This is a genomic window from Streptococcus entericus DSM 14446 (assembly GCF_000380025.1).
GTDB lineage: Bacteria > Bacillota > Bacilli > Lactobacillales > Streptococcaceae > Streptococcus > Streptococcus entericus.
Map to the genome: position 1 here is coordinate 13,914 of NZ_KB904167.1, position 15,081 is coordinate 28,994.

Annotated in this window: 17 protein-coding genes and 1 other annotated feature; all 17 genes read left to right on the forward strand. The window is 45.7% G+C overall.

All coding sequences use genetic code 11. The features are described from left to right. Window positions 1-11 precede the first annotated feature (11 nt). Complete coding sequence (locus A3GW_RS0105150; RefSeq protein ID WP_018368234.1) at window positions 12-1,502, forward strand: SpaH/EbpB family LPXTG-anchored major pilin; 1,491 nt, start codon at window positions 12-14, stop codon at window positions 1,500-1,502. A gap of 11 nt (window positions 1,503-1,513) precedes the next feature. Beyond that, the gene (locus A3GW_RS0105155) at window positions 1,514-2,386 is read left to right on the forward strand and encodes a class C sortase (RefSeq protein ID WP_211205395.1); all 873 of its coding nucleotides are present in this window, start codon (window positions 1,514-1,516) and stop codon (window positions 2,384-2,386) included. A 4-nt stretch (window positions 2,387-2,390) separates the two neighbouring features. Continuing rightward, window positions 2,391-3,032, forward strand: coding sequence for a hypothetical protein (locus tag A3GW_RS0105160; protein ID WP_018368236.1), 642 nt, complete (start codon window positions 2,391-2,393; stop codon window positions 3,030-3,032). Next, window positions 3,032-3,625: a sortase gene (locus A3GW_RS0105165; protein WP_169333181.1), complete on the forward strand. Its 594-nt coding sequence runs from the start codon at window positions 3,032-3,034 to the stop codon at window positions 3,623-3,625. Before A3GW_RS0105160 ends, A3GW_RS0105165 begins: the two co-directional genes overlap by 1 nt. 120 nt (window positions 3,626-3,745) lie before the next feature. Next, the gene (locus A3GW_RS0105170; RefSeq protein WP_018368238.1) at window positions 3,746-4,933 is read left to right on the forward strand and encodes a CapA family protein; all 1,188 of its coding nucleotides are present in this window, start codon (window positions 3,746-3,748) and stop codon (window positions 4,931-4,933) included. Next, window positions 4,927-5,463, forward strand: coding sequence for a GNAT family N-acetyltransferase (locus tag A3GW_RS0105175; RefSeq protein ID WP_018368239.1), 537 nt, complete (start codon window positions 4,927-4,929; stop codon window positions 5,461-5,463). Before A3GW_RS0105170 ends, A3GW_RS0105175 begins: the two co-directional genes overlap by 7 nt. Before the next feature lie 106 nt (window positions 5,464-5,569). Then, window positions 5,570-5,643: a sequence feature (ribosomal protein L21 leader region), on the forward strand. Between the two features lie 34 nt (window positions 5,644-5,677). Beyond that, window positions 5,678-5,992: a 50S ribosomal protein L21 gene (gene rplU / locus A3GW_RS0105180; protein WP_018368240.1), complete on the forward strand. Its 315-nt coding sequence runs from the start codon at window positions 5,678-5,680 to the stop codon at window positions 5,990-5,992. 38 nt (window positions 5,993-6,030) lie between these two features. Next, a complete protein-coding gene (gene rpmA / locus A3GW_RS0105185) occupies window positions 6,031-6,321 on the forward strand; it encodes a 50S ribosomal protein L27 (RefSeq protein ID WP_018368241.1) in 291 nt (96 codons plus the stop codon). A gap of 597 nt (window positions 6,322-6,918) precedes the next feature. Further along, window positions 6,919-7,815 (forward strand): LysR family transcriptional regulator, encoded by an 897-nt coding sequence (locus A3GW_RS0105195; protein WP_018368243.1) that lies wholly within the window; start codon window positions 6,919-6,921, stop codon window positions 7,813-7,815. A 17-nt stretch (window positions 7,816-7,832) separates the two neighbouring features. Further along, a complete protein-coding gene (gene lspA, locus A3GW_RS0105200; protein WP_018368244.1) occupies window positions 7,833-8,297 on the forward strand; it encodes a signal peptidase II in 465 nt (154 codons plus the stop codon). A gap of 237 nt (window positions 8,298-8,534) precedes the next feature. After that, window positions 8,535-8,948, forward strand: coding sequence for a VanZ family protein (locus A3GW_RS10855; protein ID WP_018368245.1), 414 nt, complete (start codon window positions 8,535-8,537; stop codon window positions 8,946-8,948). Further along, window positions 8,933-9,829, forward strand: coding sequence for an RluA family pseudouridine synthase (locus A3GW_RS0105210; RefSeq protein ID WP_018368246.1), 897 nt, complete (start codon window positions 8,933-8,935; stop codon window positions 9,827-9,829). The genes A3GW_RS10855 and A3GW_RS0105210 overlap by 16 nt, the downstream gene beginning before the upstream one ends. A 1-nt stretch (window position 9,830) precedes the next feature. Beyond that, window positions 9,831-10,349 carry a bifunctional pyr operon transcriptional regulator/uracil phosphoribosyltransferase PyrR gene (pyrR, locus tag A3GW_RS0105215; protein WP_018368247.1) on the forward strand — a complete coding sequence of 173 codons (519 nt, stop codon included), beginning with the start codon at window positions 9,831-9,833 and terminating at the stop codon, window positions 10,347-10,349. 146 nt (window positions 10,350-10,495) lie between these two features. After that, window positions 10,496-11,236: a DeoR/GlpR family DNA-binding transcription regulator gene (locus A3GW_RS0105220; RefSeq protein WP_026216608.1), complete on the forward strand. Its 741-nt coding sequence runs from the start codon at window positions 10,496-10,498 to the stop codon at window positions 11,234-11,236. Continuing rightward, window positions 11,233-12,144, forward strand: a complete 912-nt coding sequence (gene pfkB / locus A3GW_RS0105225) for a 1-phosphofructokinase (RefSeq protein WP_018368249.1) — start codon at window positions 11,233-11,235, stop codon at window positions 12,142-12,144. The genes A3GW_RS0105220 and pfkB overlap by 4 nt, the downstream gene beginning before the upstream one ends. Then, entirely contained in the window at window positions 12,141-14,087 is a 1,947-nt protein-coding gene (locus A3GW_RS0105230) for a PTS fructose transporter subunit IIABC (protein WP_018368250.1), read from the forward strand. The genes pfkB and A3GW_RS0105230 overlap by 4 nt, the downstream gene beginning before the upstream one ends. Window positions 14,088-14,406: 319 nt before the next feature. Then, on the forward strand, window positions 14,407-14,913 hold the full coding sequence (locus tag A3GW_RS10860; RefSeq protein WP_018368251.1) for a GNAT family N-acetyltransferase: 507 nt from the start codon (window positions 14,407-14,409) through the stop codon (window positions 14,911-14,913). The last annotated feature ends 168 nt before the right edge of the window (window positions 14,914-15,081 follow it).

Genomic DNA, 15,081 nt, shown 5'->3' on the forward strand with positions numbered 1-15,081 from the left:
AAAAGGACATCATGAAAAAACGTTTATTAACTACCCTATTTGCTGCTTCATTAGTGCTTGGCTCTGTTGCGCCAGCAGGTCACCTTGTATCGGCAAGTGAGTCTCAAGCAACTATTACGGTTAACAGTACTCAAAAAGGTGCTACGTACAAAGCCTATAAACTTTTTGATGCGACAATCACTGGACCAGATGCAGACAAAAAGGGTGTTTCCTATACCTTGCCAAAAGGCAAAGAGGCAATGTACAAAAATGAAGCATTCTCAACGTTGTTTGATACTTTTGAAAACGGCGATTTGACATACGTCGTTAAGAAGGAAGAAACAACAGACCAGCAAATTGCAGACTGGGCAAAAACTTTTGTTGAAGCAACAAAAGCTGAAGCAACTACTGAAGCCACAGAGAATAACGGTGATGGTGTTGAAACGCTCAATGTTCCTTATGGTTACTATTTTGTTGGGACAACAGTTGGCGGTGGCGCAACCATCATGGTGACATCTGCTGCGCCAAATGCGACCATCCAAGAAAAAAATAATGAACCAACTTGGGGCGAAAACGGTGGCAAAACCATTGATTCCCAAACAAAAACGTACTCTGTAGGTGATACGATTACCTACACGCTTGATTACAATAACGCAACTTACTACGCAAAAGGCGAGAAAGTTTATCAATATGTTATTAAAGATAACCTTGGCGAAGGGATAAAATTTAACAAAGATTCTATCAAGGTTACTGTCGATGATGAAGTGTTAGAAGAGACTGAGCTTGACGGAGTTGAAAGAACCTATAAAGTAACAAAAACAGAAACAGGATTTGAAATTACTATCCCGTGGGCGAAGACTAAAACAGCTTCTACAGAAAGTGGATACGGTAATAAGGATGATTTCTTCTACAAACCTATCAGCAAAATTAAAGTAACCTATACTGGTGTCTTGAAATCAGCTGCTGCAGAAGGTTCAACTGCTGATGCTAAAAACAAAAACAAGGCAACCATCAACCCTAACACTAAAAATACTGATCCAGGTAAAGAGGTTCATGTCTACGATGGTGAAATCACTGTTAAAAAAGTAGACGGTCAAACACCGACCAAGACACTTGAAGGTGCTAAGTTTGTTCTTAAGCGAAATGGTAAATTCATGAAGTTTGATAAAACTGCAGACAAATGGTCTGAGGTTGAGACACAAGCTGAAGCAACAGTTGAGACGACAAATAATCAGGGAATTGCAACGTTCTCAGGCTTGGCTGCTGGCGAATACCAGCTTATCGAAACTGAAGCACCAAAAGGGTATAATCTCAAAAAAGAACCGACTACAGTTACATTGACATTTGATGAGAATACAGCTGATGGAGATACACTATTAGCTACACCACAGATTGAGAACAACCAAGGTGCAGAATTGCCATCAACTGGTGGATTTGGTACGACTGTCTTCTATACACTGGGTGCTAGCCTCATCGTCGGTGCAGGTGTTGTCATGGTGGCACGTCGTCGTTTGCGTGACTAGTCTTTCTTAGTATGAGCAGACAATTGAAAAAACGCAAGATTGATACTGTTTCAGCACTGCTCATCGCGATAATCGTCATAGGGATAGGTTTGCTGGCCTATCCTTCTGTCGCTGATTACTGGAATTCTTTTCACCAATCACAAGCCATCATGGCTTATCAAGAACAGGTGACCAAGATTGATACCAGTCACTACAAGCGACTTCTCGAAGAAGCAGCGGCTTACAACAGTCAATTCAAAGAAACAGGTGTCAAGTGGCACATGACTGATGAGGAGATTAAGGTCTACAATAAGCTTCTGTCAATTGATGACACGGGAAATATGGGCTACATTACCATTCCTAAAATCAATGTGACTCTGCCTTTGTATCATGGAATTTCAGAAGATGTTTTACAGACCTCAATCGGGCATTTGGAGGGGACCAGTCTTCCTGTTGGTGGTGATTCAACCCATTCCGTCTTATCAGGACATCGAGGCTTGCCTTCAGCTAAGCTTTTCTCAGACCTAGACAAGTTGAAGGTCGGAGACCGATGGACAGTTAGTATCCTCAATGAGACCTATACCTATGAGGTGGATCAGATTCGGACAGTATTGCCAAAAGATCTTAGTAATATCCAAATTGAAGAAGGTAAAGATTACCAGACCCTATTGACCTGTACCCCTTACGGTGTTAATACTCATCGTCTCTTAGTTCGCGGACATCGCGTGGCAAATGAAGATGGAGATGCCTTGGTTATTGCGGATGCCATTCAAATTGAGCCGATTTATATTGCACCCTTTATCGCTGTGCCGATGGTGATTGGCTTGCTCATTGTCTTTCTGACCTCCACTCATCATCACCAAAAACGACGCAAAATTTTAACCAAATGGTTGAGAAAGGAGTAACAACATGCCTAAGATTTTTTCTCGCTTGACATTTATGTTGATAGCCTTATGTTTTCTTTTCTTGCCACTATCGGTAAGTGCTCAGGAGCAAACGGGCACAGTGATTATTCAACCCACTTATGATGCCAAACCTATCCTCGGTGGGGATATAGTGGTTTATCAGATTGCTAGTGTGTCATCTGATAATCCTCGTTCTTATGAGCTGTTGCCAACTTATCAGTCAGCCCCAATTTCTTTAGAAGCCACTCAGTTATCTGACAACAGTGCCAACTATGCTCAGATACTAACTTCTTATGTGGAAAAAGATACCCCGGTAGTTAAAGCAACTATTGACTCTAATGAGGGCTTGGTGGTGCCTCAATTGGCTCAGGGGGTCTATCTGTTTGTCCAAGAAACTCCAGCAGACGGCTATGAGTTACTTAAACCATTTTTGATTACTATTCCTAAAGATGGGCAGTACACCATCAATGCGATTGAGAAAATGTCGCCAATCGTGAGTAAGCAAAAGACTGTAACGCCATCTCCAACACTCAAACGCACCCAAGTTTTACCTTACACTGGTCAGGTATGGTGGCCAGTTTACCTCCTAAATGTCTTGGGTGTAGTATTGATAGGTATTTCTTTCATGAAGAGGGGGCAGAGCTAGTGACACCAGTAAGACGCTTTGCATTGAGAATGTTAGGGATTCTTTTAATGGTATCTGGATGTGTCTTTGCTTTGTTTAATTTCCAAGAAGCTAATCAGGCAGCAACAGCTTCAAATGTTGTTGCTCAAGAACTAGAAAAAAAAGAAAGCCAAAAACCATTCGGCTCAGAAAATGGGGAGATGCCGGTTGAGACGATTGACGGTGTTGATTTTATCGGTACACTCCATATCCCACGCTTAGGGATAACTCTCCCCATCGCAGCAGATTACAATTATGACCAATTAGCCCAGACTCCGGTTCGCTACAATGGTTCTTATTACACGAATGATTTGGTTGTTTGTGCCCATAATTACGCCAGTCATTTTGAGCCATTAAAAGACCTCGACATGGGTGAAGAGATTATTCTCAAATCTGTTACTGGTCGGATTTACCGCTACCGTGTGACCAATCGCCAAACGATTGAACCGACTGAGGTCGATCAGGTCTATAAAGACACCTCTAGTGACAAGGATTGGGATTTGAGCTTGTTTACCTGCACACCTTCCGGCTTAGCTCGTGTTTTGGTGCGTTGTAGTTTTGTTGGCAATAGCTGAGCGTTGTTCATAGGATACTGATGAGAGCCTACTTGGCTCTCTTTTTCGATGTTAAGGACAAACTTGATTTGACAACTTGTTTCTTCAAATTGTGGTATAATAAACTGAAAAGGAGAAGATATGTTGGCTAAACAAAAAGATCAGTTAATGCTAAGTAGCTCTTTGGCAGCTTTGTTGCTGATTTGTTTCATGCAGCTAGGCAGGTATTTGCAACCAGATGCGGAGACTATTCAACCAAGCACACCAGAGCTAGAAACTCATACGGCGCGTGTTATCGCAAATGGAGATCTGCTCTATCATGACAGGTTGTATACCAGTGCCTTGCACCAATATGGCAGTTATCAATTAGAACATCATTATGAGTATGTCAAGGAATGGATTTCTGGTGCAGATCTGGCCATCGGTGATTTTGAAGGGACAATCAATCCCGAATTACCGCCAAATGGTTATCCTCTGTTTAATGCACCCATAGAAGCTGCTCAGGCGATACAAAGTGCTGGTTATGATGTTGTTGACCTCGCGCATAACCACATCTTAGATACAGGTTTATCAGGAGCCTTGAGCACTCATCAGATTTTTTCAGATTTGGGGGTGACTCCTGTTGGACTTTACCCAAATGACCGTTCGACAGATGGTTTGGTGATTAAGGAGGTCAACGGCATTAAGATTGCTATTTTAGGTTATGCCTATGGCTTTAATGGAATGGAAGGCAATCTGTCTGAAGAAGAGTATACCCGCCACCTATCTGACCTAGATGAAACCAAAATGCAAGCTGAGATAGAGCGAGCGGAACAAGAAGCAGATGTCACCATCATCATGCCACAGATGGGGGTTGAGGAGGCGCTTGAGCCTAGCGAAGAGCAAGTCACCCTCTATCATAAGATGATTGACTGGGGGGCTGATGTCGTATTTGGCGGTCATCCCCATGTGCCGCAGCCTTCAGAAACACTTGAAAAAGACGGGGAGAAGAAGTTCATCATCTACTCTATGGGAAATTTTCTTTCTGACCAACGTCTGGAAACTCTTGGCAACATCTGGACAGAGCGTGGTGTCCTGATGGATGTCACTTTTGAGAAAACAGGTGAGCAGACACTTGTTAAAACAGTCACAGCCCACCCAACCATGCTTTGGGCGACTGGTCTTGGTGCTTATGGCAGTGAGGGATATGAATATGTTGATTATCGTGTCATTGTCTTGCAGGATTTTATTGAGGGAGGGCGTTACCGTGATCTGCTGGACGATGCGATGAAGGCGCGTGTAGACACAGCTTATCAAGAGATTAACGGTTTGGTGAATGTGATATGGTGACCTTAACTTCTTACCCGATTTATCCATTTTCGCCCTCTTATCAAACGGTAAAAGGCCTCTATAATGCAGCTTTTCCGCCAGAAGAGCGCCCGCCTTATCTACTCGCTAGCTTGTTTGCTCTTCAGTCTCAAGTTAATTTCCTTGCCTATTACGACAAGAACGTCTTTGCAGGTTTTGCCTATACCGTGAGGACAACTCAAGGGATATTTGTTTTTCTGCTGGCAGTTAATGACGAGGTTCGTTCCAAAGGTTACGGCTCAGCTATGTTGCGAACAATAGCCGAGCAGGCAAAAGGACTACCGCTAGTCTTATGTATTGAGCCTATGGAGGAGACAGCGAGTAATTATGACCAACGTCTTAGACGTCTAGCTTTTTACGAGAAGAATGGCTTTCGCAGGCAATATCGCCTGTTCCATGAATTGAATGAAGTCTACGAAATTGTCGCTACGACAGATGGCATTGATTATCAGAAACTAGCAAAGGAGCTCAACCGCACTAGTCTGGGGCTTCTAAAGATAAGGATAACATGATGGCATAGGCAATGATTGCCGAACAGAGTAAATAGTTTAAAAAATAAAGTAAAATCCTTGAATAAATCCCTTGTCCGTGGTAGAATAGTAATGTTGACTACATGCACATCCTGTGCAACCGCACGACTAGCGTTTTAAGAGGTTTCGTACCCACGCTACAAGGCGAGTCTTCACAAGGGAATTTCCCTACCAATATCTTTATAGGAGGTGCATCATGAGCACATACGCAATCATCAAAACTGGTGGTAAACAAGTTAAGGTTGAAGTTGACCAAGTCATCTATGTTGAAAAACTTGATGTTGAAGCTGGTCAAGACGTTACTTTCGACGAGGTTGTTCTTGTTGGTGGTGAGAAAACAATTGTTGGTACACCGCTTGTTTCAGGAGCGACTGTTGTTGGTACAGTTGAAAAACAAGGCAAACAAAAGAAAGTTGTTACTTTCAAATACAAGCCTAAAAAAGGTAGCCACCGTAAACAAGGTCACCGTCAACCGTACACTAAAGTTGTTATCAAAGCTATCAACGCTTAATCTGACAACCTAGAACACACAAAAGAAAGGACACTATTATGTTGAAAAATCTTGAAAACTTGTTCCTCATGGCGAGTAAAAAAGGTGGGGGTTCAACGTCAAACGGACGTGACTCACAAGCTAAGCGTCTTGGTGCTAAGGCAGCAGACGGTGAAACTGTAACTGGCGGCTCAATCCTTTACCGCCAACGCGGTACTCACATCCACCCAGGTCAAAACGTTGGTCGCGGTGGTGACGATACCCTTTACGCTAAAATCGAAGGCGTTGTACGTTTCGAGCGTAAAGGTCGCGATAAGAAACAGGTTTCTGTTTACCCAATCGCGAAATAAAAAGGTTCTGAGAATCTTTTTATTGGCTCCACTTCATCGGTAAGGAGGAGTCGAATAGGGAAAACATCGGCTTTTAGTCGATGTTTTTTTATCAGCAAAGGCTTATAACATCAAGAATGACTCCATTTTTAAAACTTGTGCCTGCTTTATTCGGTGTCTGATTACGACTATGTTATTATTTTTTAGCAGTACAGGGAGAGTAAACACTGAAAAACTTGGAATGACCGCAAACTTACCTTATTGAACAGTCGGCACTTTACATTTACAATCACTATAGTGGTGTTGAAATAATCTTAGATAATCATTTTTTATCTTAACATGATGGGCTAGGCAAACAAGTTTATGTTATGGATAGTTTGGGTAATAATCAACCTAACGTTGAACCAGGTGCAATTTTTGGCTATGAGCTATATGAACCTAGTGACATATCTGTTGATGAGGGAGAGACTATCATGCTTAAAACTTGTCTGAAAAGCAGGGTCCGACAAATTTTAAGCAGTTACCAAATTCAGTTACTACCATTGAACGAACTAATCGTTAAAACTCAGCAGCTGCTGGGTTTTTGTGTTATAATAGAGAAAATATGAGGAAAAATTAATGAACATTCAACAATTACGCTACGTTGTAGCAATTGCCAATAGCGGTACTTTTCGTGAGGCAGCGACCAATCTTTACGTTAGCCAGCCTAGTTTATCCGTGGCGGTCAAAGATTTGGAAGATGAGCTTGGCTTTAAAATTTTTAATCGAACAACTTCAGGAACGCATTTAACCCAGCGTGGTCGAGTTTTTTTTGAAAAGGCTCAGAAATTGGTTGGCTCTTTTGATTCTTTTGAAAACCAGTATACGCAGTCGAGTGGCAAGGGACGAGAGTTTTCAATTTCCAGCCAGCACTATGATTTTTTAGCCCCTTTAATGACGCGGTTTTCTGAAAAATATCCTGAATTTAGGCATTTTCGGATATTTGAGTCGACGACGGTACAAATCCTCGATGAGGTCATCGATGGGCATAGTGAGTTAGGCATTGTTTACCTCAGTCCTCAAAATGAAGAGGGCATTCGTCGTAAGATGGAGAAGCAAGGCCTTGAAGCGATTGACCTGATTGGTTTTCAAACTCATATCTATCTGGGTAAACACCATAGATTGGCTAGCAAGCCTAGTCTGACTTTAGATGACTTGACTGGCTTACCTGCTGTGCTATTTACCCAAGAAAAGGACGAGTACCTCTATTACTCTGAAAATCTAGTTGATCGCACGGAATCTAGTCTGATTTACAAGGTGACGGACCGTGCCACCTTAAATGGGATTTTGGAGCGGACGGATGCATTTGCGACAGGGTCTGGTTTCTTAGATAGTGCCAGTGTCAATGGCATCACAGTCATTCCGCTGGAAGGAGCGACAGACAATAAGTTGGTCTATGTCAAACGTGCGGAGATGGCGCTATCGAGTTGTGCTCAAAAATTTGTTGAGGTCATGACGGCTTATTTCAGTGATTAAGACCCTAAGGAGTTGGTATGAAAAAACTAATGATGGCAGTTTTAGCGCTTGTTCTGGTCGGTCTTGACCAATGGAGCAAGTTATGGGTAGTGGCAAACATTGGACTAGGTGATATTAAGCCCTTTTTGCCACCGATTTTCAGTTTGACCTATGTCCAAAATAGTGGTGCGGCCTTTTCTATTTTGCAAGATCAGCAGTGGTTTTTTACAGTAGTCACTCTGGTTTTCCTAACGGGGGCAATCATTTATTTTGTTAAATCCAAAAATCATTGGCTGAGTTTATTGCCTCTGACCTTAATGATGGCTGGTGGTGTTGGGAATTTCATCGACCGTCTCCGTCTGGGTTATGTCATCGATATGGTGCATTTGGATTTTATGGATTTTGCTATTTTTAACGTGGCAGATAGTTACTTGACCGTCGGTGTTGCCCTCATGTTTGTTGCCCTCTGGTGGGAGGAGCGTCTGGAAAAGCAGAAGCCGTAGTCTCCCGTCTTTACAAGAAGTGGCAGGTTGGGAGTTGGTTATCCGATCCGTTGCCTGTCAAACATATCAGTCATAGATAGGTCTGACAGCTGGCTAGATGGATTGTTATCATTGTTTGTTTCGTGCTTTGCGCTGAGCTAACGACGACGTCCAACTGGTCTGGAGACTTATCCTGATAGCTATTTGGGATGTCTGATCCCTTATTACACATCACTAGTGCCTTATGGAGGTTACCGTATGGTGTCACTAAAATTCATCCGTCGTTTACTGATTGTCTATGTTATCTGCTTGACTTGGGGGATTCTCTTCAAATTTGGAGCGCCAATCGCCTTTACCAGTTACCGCTACATCAACTGGGTGCCCTTTGCCGAACCGCTCATCATCAATGGTCAGGTGGTTTGGCTGGAGGTGGCTTTTAACCTAGTCGCTTTTATTCCCTTTGGTCTCTTACTCAAACTAACTAAGCCCCGCTGGGCAGTTACAAAGGTCATGACTCTAGGCTTTCTGTTAAGCCTCAGCTATGAAGCCCTCCAGTGGCTCCTTGCTATCGGTATGAGCGATGTCACTGACCTTCTCATGAACACCGCAGGCGTCGCTGTTGGCAGCCTGCTTGCTATTTTCCTAGAAAGAACCTTATGCAAAAAGAACTAACCATTATAGACGGCGGTAGCCGCCTGGACAAGGCTTTGGCCGACTTAACTGACCTCTCCCGTAGCTTCGCCAACGATGAGATTAAGGCTGGGCGGGTTTTGGTCAATGGCAGGGCTGCCAAGGCCAAGTACGCTGTTAAAGCAGGTGATGTCATCACCTACACGTTGCCTCAAGAAGAGGTCGTGGACTACCTGCCAGAGGACTTACCTCTGGAAATCATCTACCAAGATGACCAAGTGGCGGTTGTTAACAAACCGCAAGGCATGGTGGTGCATCCGTCGGCAGGTCACGCGACAGGAACGCTAGTCAATGCTCTGCTCTACCATATCAAGGATTTGTCCAGCATTAACGGCATTGTACGACCAGGCATCGTCCATCGGATTGACAAGGACACGTCAGGTCTGCTCATGATTGCTAAGACTGATGCTGCCCATCAGGCTCTGGCTGAGGAGCTCAAAGATAAGAAATCCTTGAGAAAGTATCTGGCTATTGTCCATGGCAACCTGCCGACCGACCGCGGGGTCATCGAAGCCCCTATCGGTCGCAGTGACAAGGACCGAAAAAAACAAGCCGTGACGGCTAAAGGCAAGCCTGCCCTGACTCGCTTTCAAGTCTTGGAGCGGTTTGGGGATTACAGCTTGGTCGAGCTGACCTTGGAAACAGGGCGAACTCACCAAATCCGTGTCCACATGGCCTACATCGGTCACCCTGTGGCTGGTGACCCTGCCTACGGTCCTAAGAAAACCTTAGCTGGTCAGGGACAGTTTTTACATGCTGAGAAACTGGGCTTTACCCATCCGACGTCAGGTGAGGAGATGGTCTTTACGGCTCCTGCGCCAGCTATTTTCCAAGAAACCCTAGAAAAACTAAGGAGAGGCTAAGATGAAAAGTAAAGAAATCGTTGATGGCGTAACCATGCAGCGGGCCATCACGCGGATGACCTATGAGATTATCGAGCGCAACAAGGAGCTGGATAAGGTGGTGCTGGCTGGTATTAAGACCCGAGGTGTTCATATCGCAAGACGAATGCAGGAGCGGATTTTGAGTCTAGAAGGGTTGGAGCTGCCAGTGATTGAGTTGGACACCAAGCCGTTTAGGGACGATATCAAGGTGACAGAGGATACTAGCGTGGTGTCCGTTGATGTGACGGCTCGCGATGTGATTTTGGTTGACGATGTGCTCTACACTGGGCGGACGATTCGGGCGGCCATCGATAAGCTAGTCAGTCTAGGGCGACCTGCCCGTGTTGGCTTAGCAGTCTTGGTTGATCGTGGTCATCGGGAATTGCCCATTCGGGCGGACTATGTGGGTAAGAACCTGCCGACATCAAGCACCGAAGAAGTCTTGGTTGAGATGATTGAGACAGATGGCAAGGATGGGATCAGCATCATAGGAGATTAAATTGTTAATGGGCTGATTAGAGAAACAAGTCGTGGGCTTGTTTCTTTTTTTATTGCTAATTTGAAAGTTTTTGGGAGATATTGCTTGACATTGGCAGAAAATATGGTAAACTAATAGCGTAAACGATTGCAAAGGAGGTGGAGCTCATCTTAAAATCAGAACGAAAGCGCCTGATTGCTGAGAAAATTGCTCAGGATGGGGTGGTGAGTTTGGAGAGCTTGGTTGATTTGCTAGCGACCTCTGAGTCTACTGTTCGCAGGGATTTGGATGAACTGGAGCTGGAAGGCAAGCTTCGTCGGATTCACGGTGGGGCGGAGAAAATCCAGACCTTACAGGAAGAGCTGACCAATCAGCAAAAATCTGTCAAAAACGTGCAAGATAAGCAGCGTCTTGCCCGCTATGCCAAGACCTTGGTAGCGGATGGAGATGTGATTTTTATCGATGCTGGGACGACGACAGACTTGCTGGTCGAAGAGCTAAATCAGCAGGTGACGGTAGTGACTAACTCGATTCACCATGCGGTTAAGCTGGTGGATCGGGGCATAAGGACCATCATCATCGGTGGGGACATCAAGTCTTCAACGGATGCTTCTATCGGCCCTCTGGCATTGACCCAAATCCAAGGACTGAACTTTGACAAAGCCTTTCTAGGGATGAATGGCATTGACAATGGCTATCTGACCACGCCAGATATGGCGGAGGCAGCGGTCAAGTCCGCCATTATTGCCAACAGCCGCCAGACCTATATTTTGGCGGACAGCTCAAAATTGGGCGAGGTTTCCTTTGTCAAGGTGGCACCCGTGACGGCAGTGACAATCCTGACGACGACGACCGATAAGGCAATCCTTACACGACTAAAAACAGAAACGAGGGTGATTGACCTATGATTTATACGGTAACACTCAACCCTTCCATCGACTTTATCGTTCGGCTGGACAGCCTGGAGACAGGCAGTGTCAACCGCATGACCAGCGACGATAAGTATGTCGGTGGCAAGGGCATTAACGTCAGCCGCATTCTCCATCGCTTAGGCATAGAGAGTAAGGCGACAGGCTTTGTCGGTGGCTTTACGGGTGCTTTTATCCGTGATGGCTTGACCGCTGAGGGCATCGCTCACCAGTTTGTCACAGTGGCGGAGGACACCCGTATCAACGTCAAGATTAAGGCCGACACGGAGACGGAAATCAACGGGGCGGGGCCTGTCATTTCTGCGGACAAGATGGCAGAGCTGGAAAGCCAGCTTGGTAAGTTGACGGCTGAGGATGTGGTTGTTTTTGCAGGATCTGCACCAGCCAGTCTGGGCAATCAGGTCTATAATCACTTGATTCCGCTGGTGCGTGAGACCGGTGCACAGGTGGTCTGTGACTTTGAAGGACAGACCTTGCTGGACAGCTTGGCCCATCAGCCGTTGCTTGTCAAGCCAAACAATCATGAGCTGGAAGCTATTTTTGGGGTAGAACTCAATGGTCTGGACGATGTTGAGCGCTATGCCCGTGAGATTTTGGCCAAGGGTGCTCAAAATGTGATTGTGTCCATGGCAGGCGACGGTGCGCTGCTCGTGACGCCAGAAGCGGCTTATTTCGCCAAGCCGATCAAGGGTGTGGTGAAAAACTCGGTCGGTGCAGGAGACTCCATGGTGGCTGGTTTTACAGGGAAGCTGGTTGAGACTGGTGACCCAGTTGAAGCCCTCAAATGGGGTGTCGCCTGTGGCACGGCCACAGCCTTCTCAGATGATTTGGCTGACATTAACTTTATCGCAGAAACTTATCAAGAAGTAGAGGTAGAAACACGATGAAACTTCAGGATTTACTGAACAAAAATGTCATGTTGCTGGACTTGCAAGCAACAACAAAAGAAGCAGCCATCGATGAGATGATTGCGAAATTGGTGGAACAAGGTGTGGTGACAGATGCAGACACCTTTAAAACAGGGATCATGAACCGTGAGGCGCAGATGACAACGGGCCTCGGTGATGGGATTGCCATGCCCCACAGCAAAAATGCTGCAGTTAAGGAGGCGACTGTCCTCTTTGCTAAGTCAAACAAGGGTGTGGACTATGCATCGCTGGACGGTCAGCCAACGGACTTGTTCTTCATGATTGCAGCGCCAGAAGGGGCAAACGATACCCACTTGGCAGCTCTTGCAGACCTGTCTAAGTACCTATTGAAAGAGGGCTTTGCGGCAAAACTCCGTCAAGCAGGCTCAGCAGAAGAGGTAGTGGCAGCTTTCAACGCAGAAGAAGCCGCTGCGACAGCTCCAGCTGACAACCCAGCCCCAGCTAGTCAAGACTTTATCGTAGCGGTCACAGCTTGTACCACTGGGATTGCCCACACCTATATGGCAGAAGAGGCTCTTAAAAAAGTAGCGGCTGAGATGGGTGTTGGGATCAAGGTAGAAACCAACGGTGCCTCAGGTGTCGATAACCGCTTGACTGCTGAGGACATTGCAAATGCCAAAGGGGTTATCATCGCAGCAGATAAGGCAGTGGAGATGGACCGCTTTAACGGTAAACCACTGGTACAACGTCCAGTCGCAGACGGTATCAAGAAAACAGAAGAACTCATCACTATCATCTTAGATGGAAAGGCGGACACTTACGTGGCAGCTAATGGTTCACAAACACAGGCGAGCGCTGCACCAACTAGCCTTGGTGGTGCCTTCTACAAGCACCTCATGAGCGGGGTGTCTCAAATGCTCCCATTTGTTATCGGTGGCGGCATCATCATCGCCTTGGCCTTCTTGATCGACGGTGCTCTTGGTGTGCCACAGGATAGTCTGGGTAGTCTTGGTTCTTATAATGAATTAGCAGCCATGTTCATGAAAATCGGTGGGGCAGCCTTCGGCTTCATGTTGCCACTTCTCGCTGGTTATATTGCTTACTCTATTGCTGAAAAACCAGGTCTAGTTGCTGGTTTCGTGGCGGGTGCCATCGCTAAAGACGGTCTGGCTATCGGTAAGATTGAATTTGGTGCAGCAGCAGAAGGTGCTGTACCAGCAGCGGTATCATCAGGTTTCCTCGGTGCCCTTGTCGGTGGTTTCTTGGCTGGTGCGGTTGTCCTTGGTCTTAAGAAAGCCTTGGCAAACTTGCCAAAATCTCTGGAGGGGATCAAGTCAATCCTTCTCTACCCACTTCTTGGTGTCTTGATTACTGGTTTCCTCATGTACTTTGTTAATATCCCTATGGCAGCAATTAACGAAGGCATGAACAGCTTCTTGTCAGGTCTTGAAGGCAGCTCTGCTATTCTCCTCGGTCTTGTCCTTGGGGGCATGATGGCAGTCGATATGGGTGGTCCAGTCAACAAGGCGGCCTACGTCTTTGGTACAGGAACTTTGGCAGCGACTGTGGCCAACGGTGGTTCTGTAGCGATGGCAGCGGTTATGGCTGGCGGTATGGTGCCACCACTTGCGGTCTTTGTTGCCACTCTCCTTTACAAAAACAAGTTCACTGCTGAAGAGCGTAACTCTGGTTTGACCAATATTGTGATGGGGCTGTCCTTCATCACGGAAGGAGCGATTCCGTTCGGTGCAGCTGACCCAGCGCGTGCGATTCCTAGCTTTGTAGCGGGTTCTGCTCTGGCGGGTGCCTTGGTCGGTCTGTCTGGTATCAAGCTCATGGCGCCACACGGTGGTATCTTCGTGATTGCTCTTACCAGCAACCCAGTGCTCTACATCGCCTTTATCCTCATTGGAGCTATTGTCTCAGGTATCCTTTACGGTGCTTTGCGTCAGGCAAAATAAGCGCTTAAACCTCGTCCTTGTGGCGGGGTTTTTATATGGTTGAAAAGATTAGCAAAGCCATCAGACCTGACAGACCGGCTACAACTGCTACAAAAAAAGCTCACCAGTATCTGGGGAGAGCTTCATCAGAGCCTTCGCTTGTCCTACTAATGAATTAGTTTAGAGATAGTTGTAGTAGTTGTCCGCTGTTTCCTTTTTATCTTCTTCATTTTTCTCGTTAAATCTTTTCTATCAAGCCATATAACGATGTAACAGATGTAACACCTGCACGATCACTGTCAGAAAAGCTATTTTGCTCTCCTTGTGGTATAATGAGACCATGAAGATTAGACCTGCAACCCCTGCGGACGCGGCAGCGCTTGTCGCCATTTACGCCCCTTATGTGACAGATACAGCAATCACCTTTGAGATTGAGGTGCCTAGCACTGACGATTTCGCCCAGCGAATCCATACCATCAGTCAGCAATTTCCCTATCTCGTCGCTGAAGGTACTGACGGTGCTTTGCTTGGCTATGCCTACGCTAGTTCCTATAAGAATCGAGCAGCCTATGATTGGACGGTTGAGCTGTCGGTTTATGTTGACCAGACTGTGCGCCATCACGGCATTGGCAAAGCGCTTTACGATGAGCTTGAGCGCCAGCTTGTTGCAATGGGTATTGTCAATTTTCTGGCTTGCATTGCTCTACCTAACGAGCCTTCCATTGCTTTTCATCTAAAACGTGGTTATGAACAGGTCGCACATTTTAAGGAAGTTGGCTACAAGTTTAACCGATGGCATGATATTGTCTGGTTGCAAAAGCAGGTTTTGACAAATAAAAATCGTTGACAATTAATAGTCAAAATGGTAGTGGTGACATCTTTCAGAATGAACCAAAGTTTTTGTCACGCACTACTCTGTTATTTTAGTTAACAACTGCTTCGGTACAGACTTGTTGCTGATTTTTGCTCATCTTGTTCGCTACCGTAGCGAAAATCAGACGTGTTCGGTCTTTTT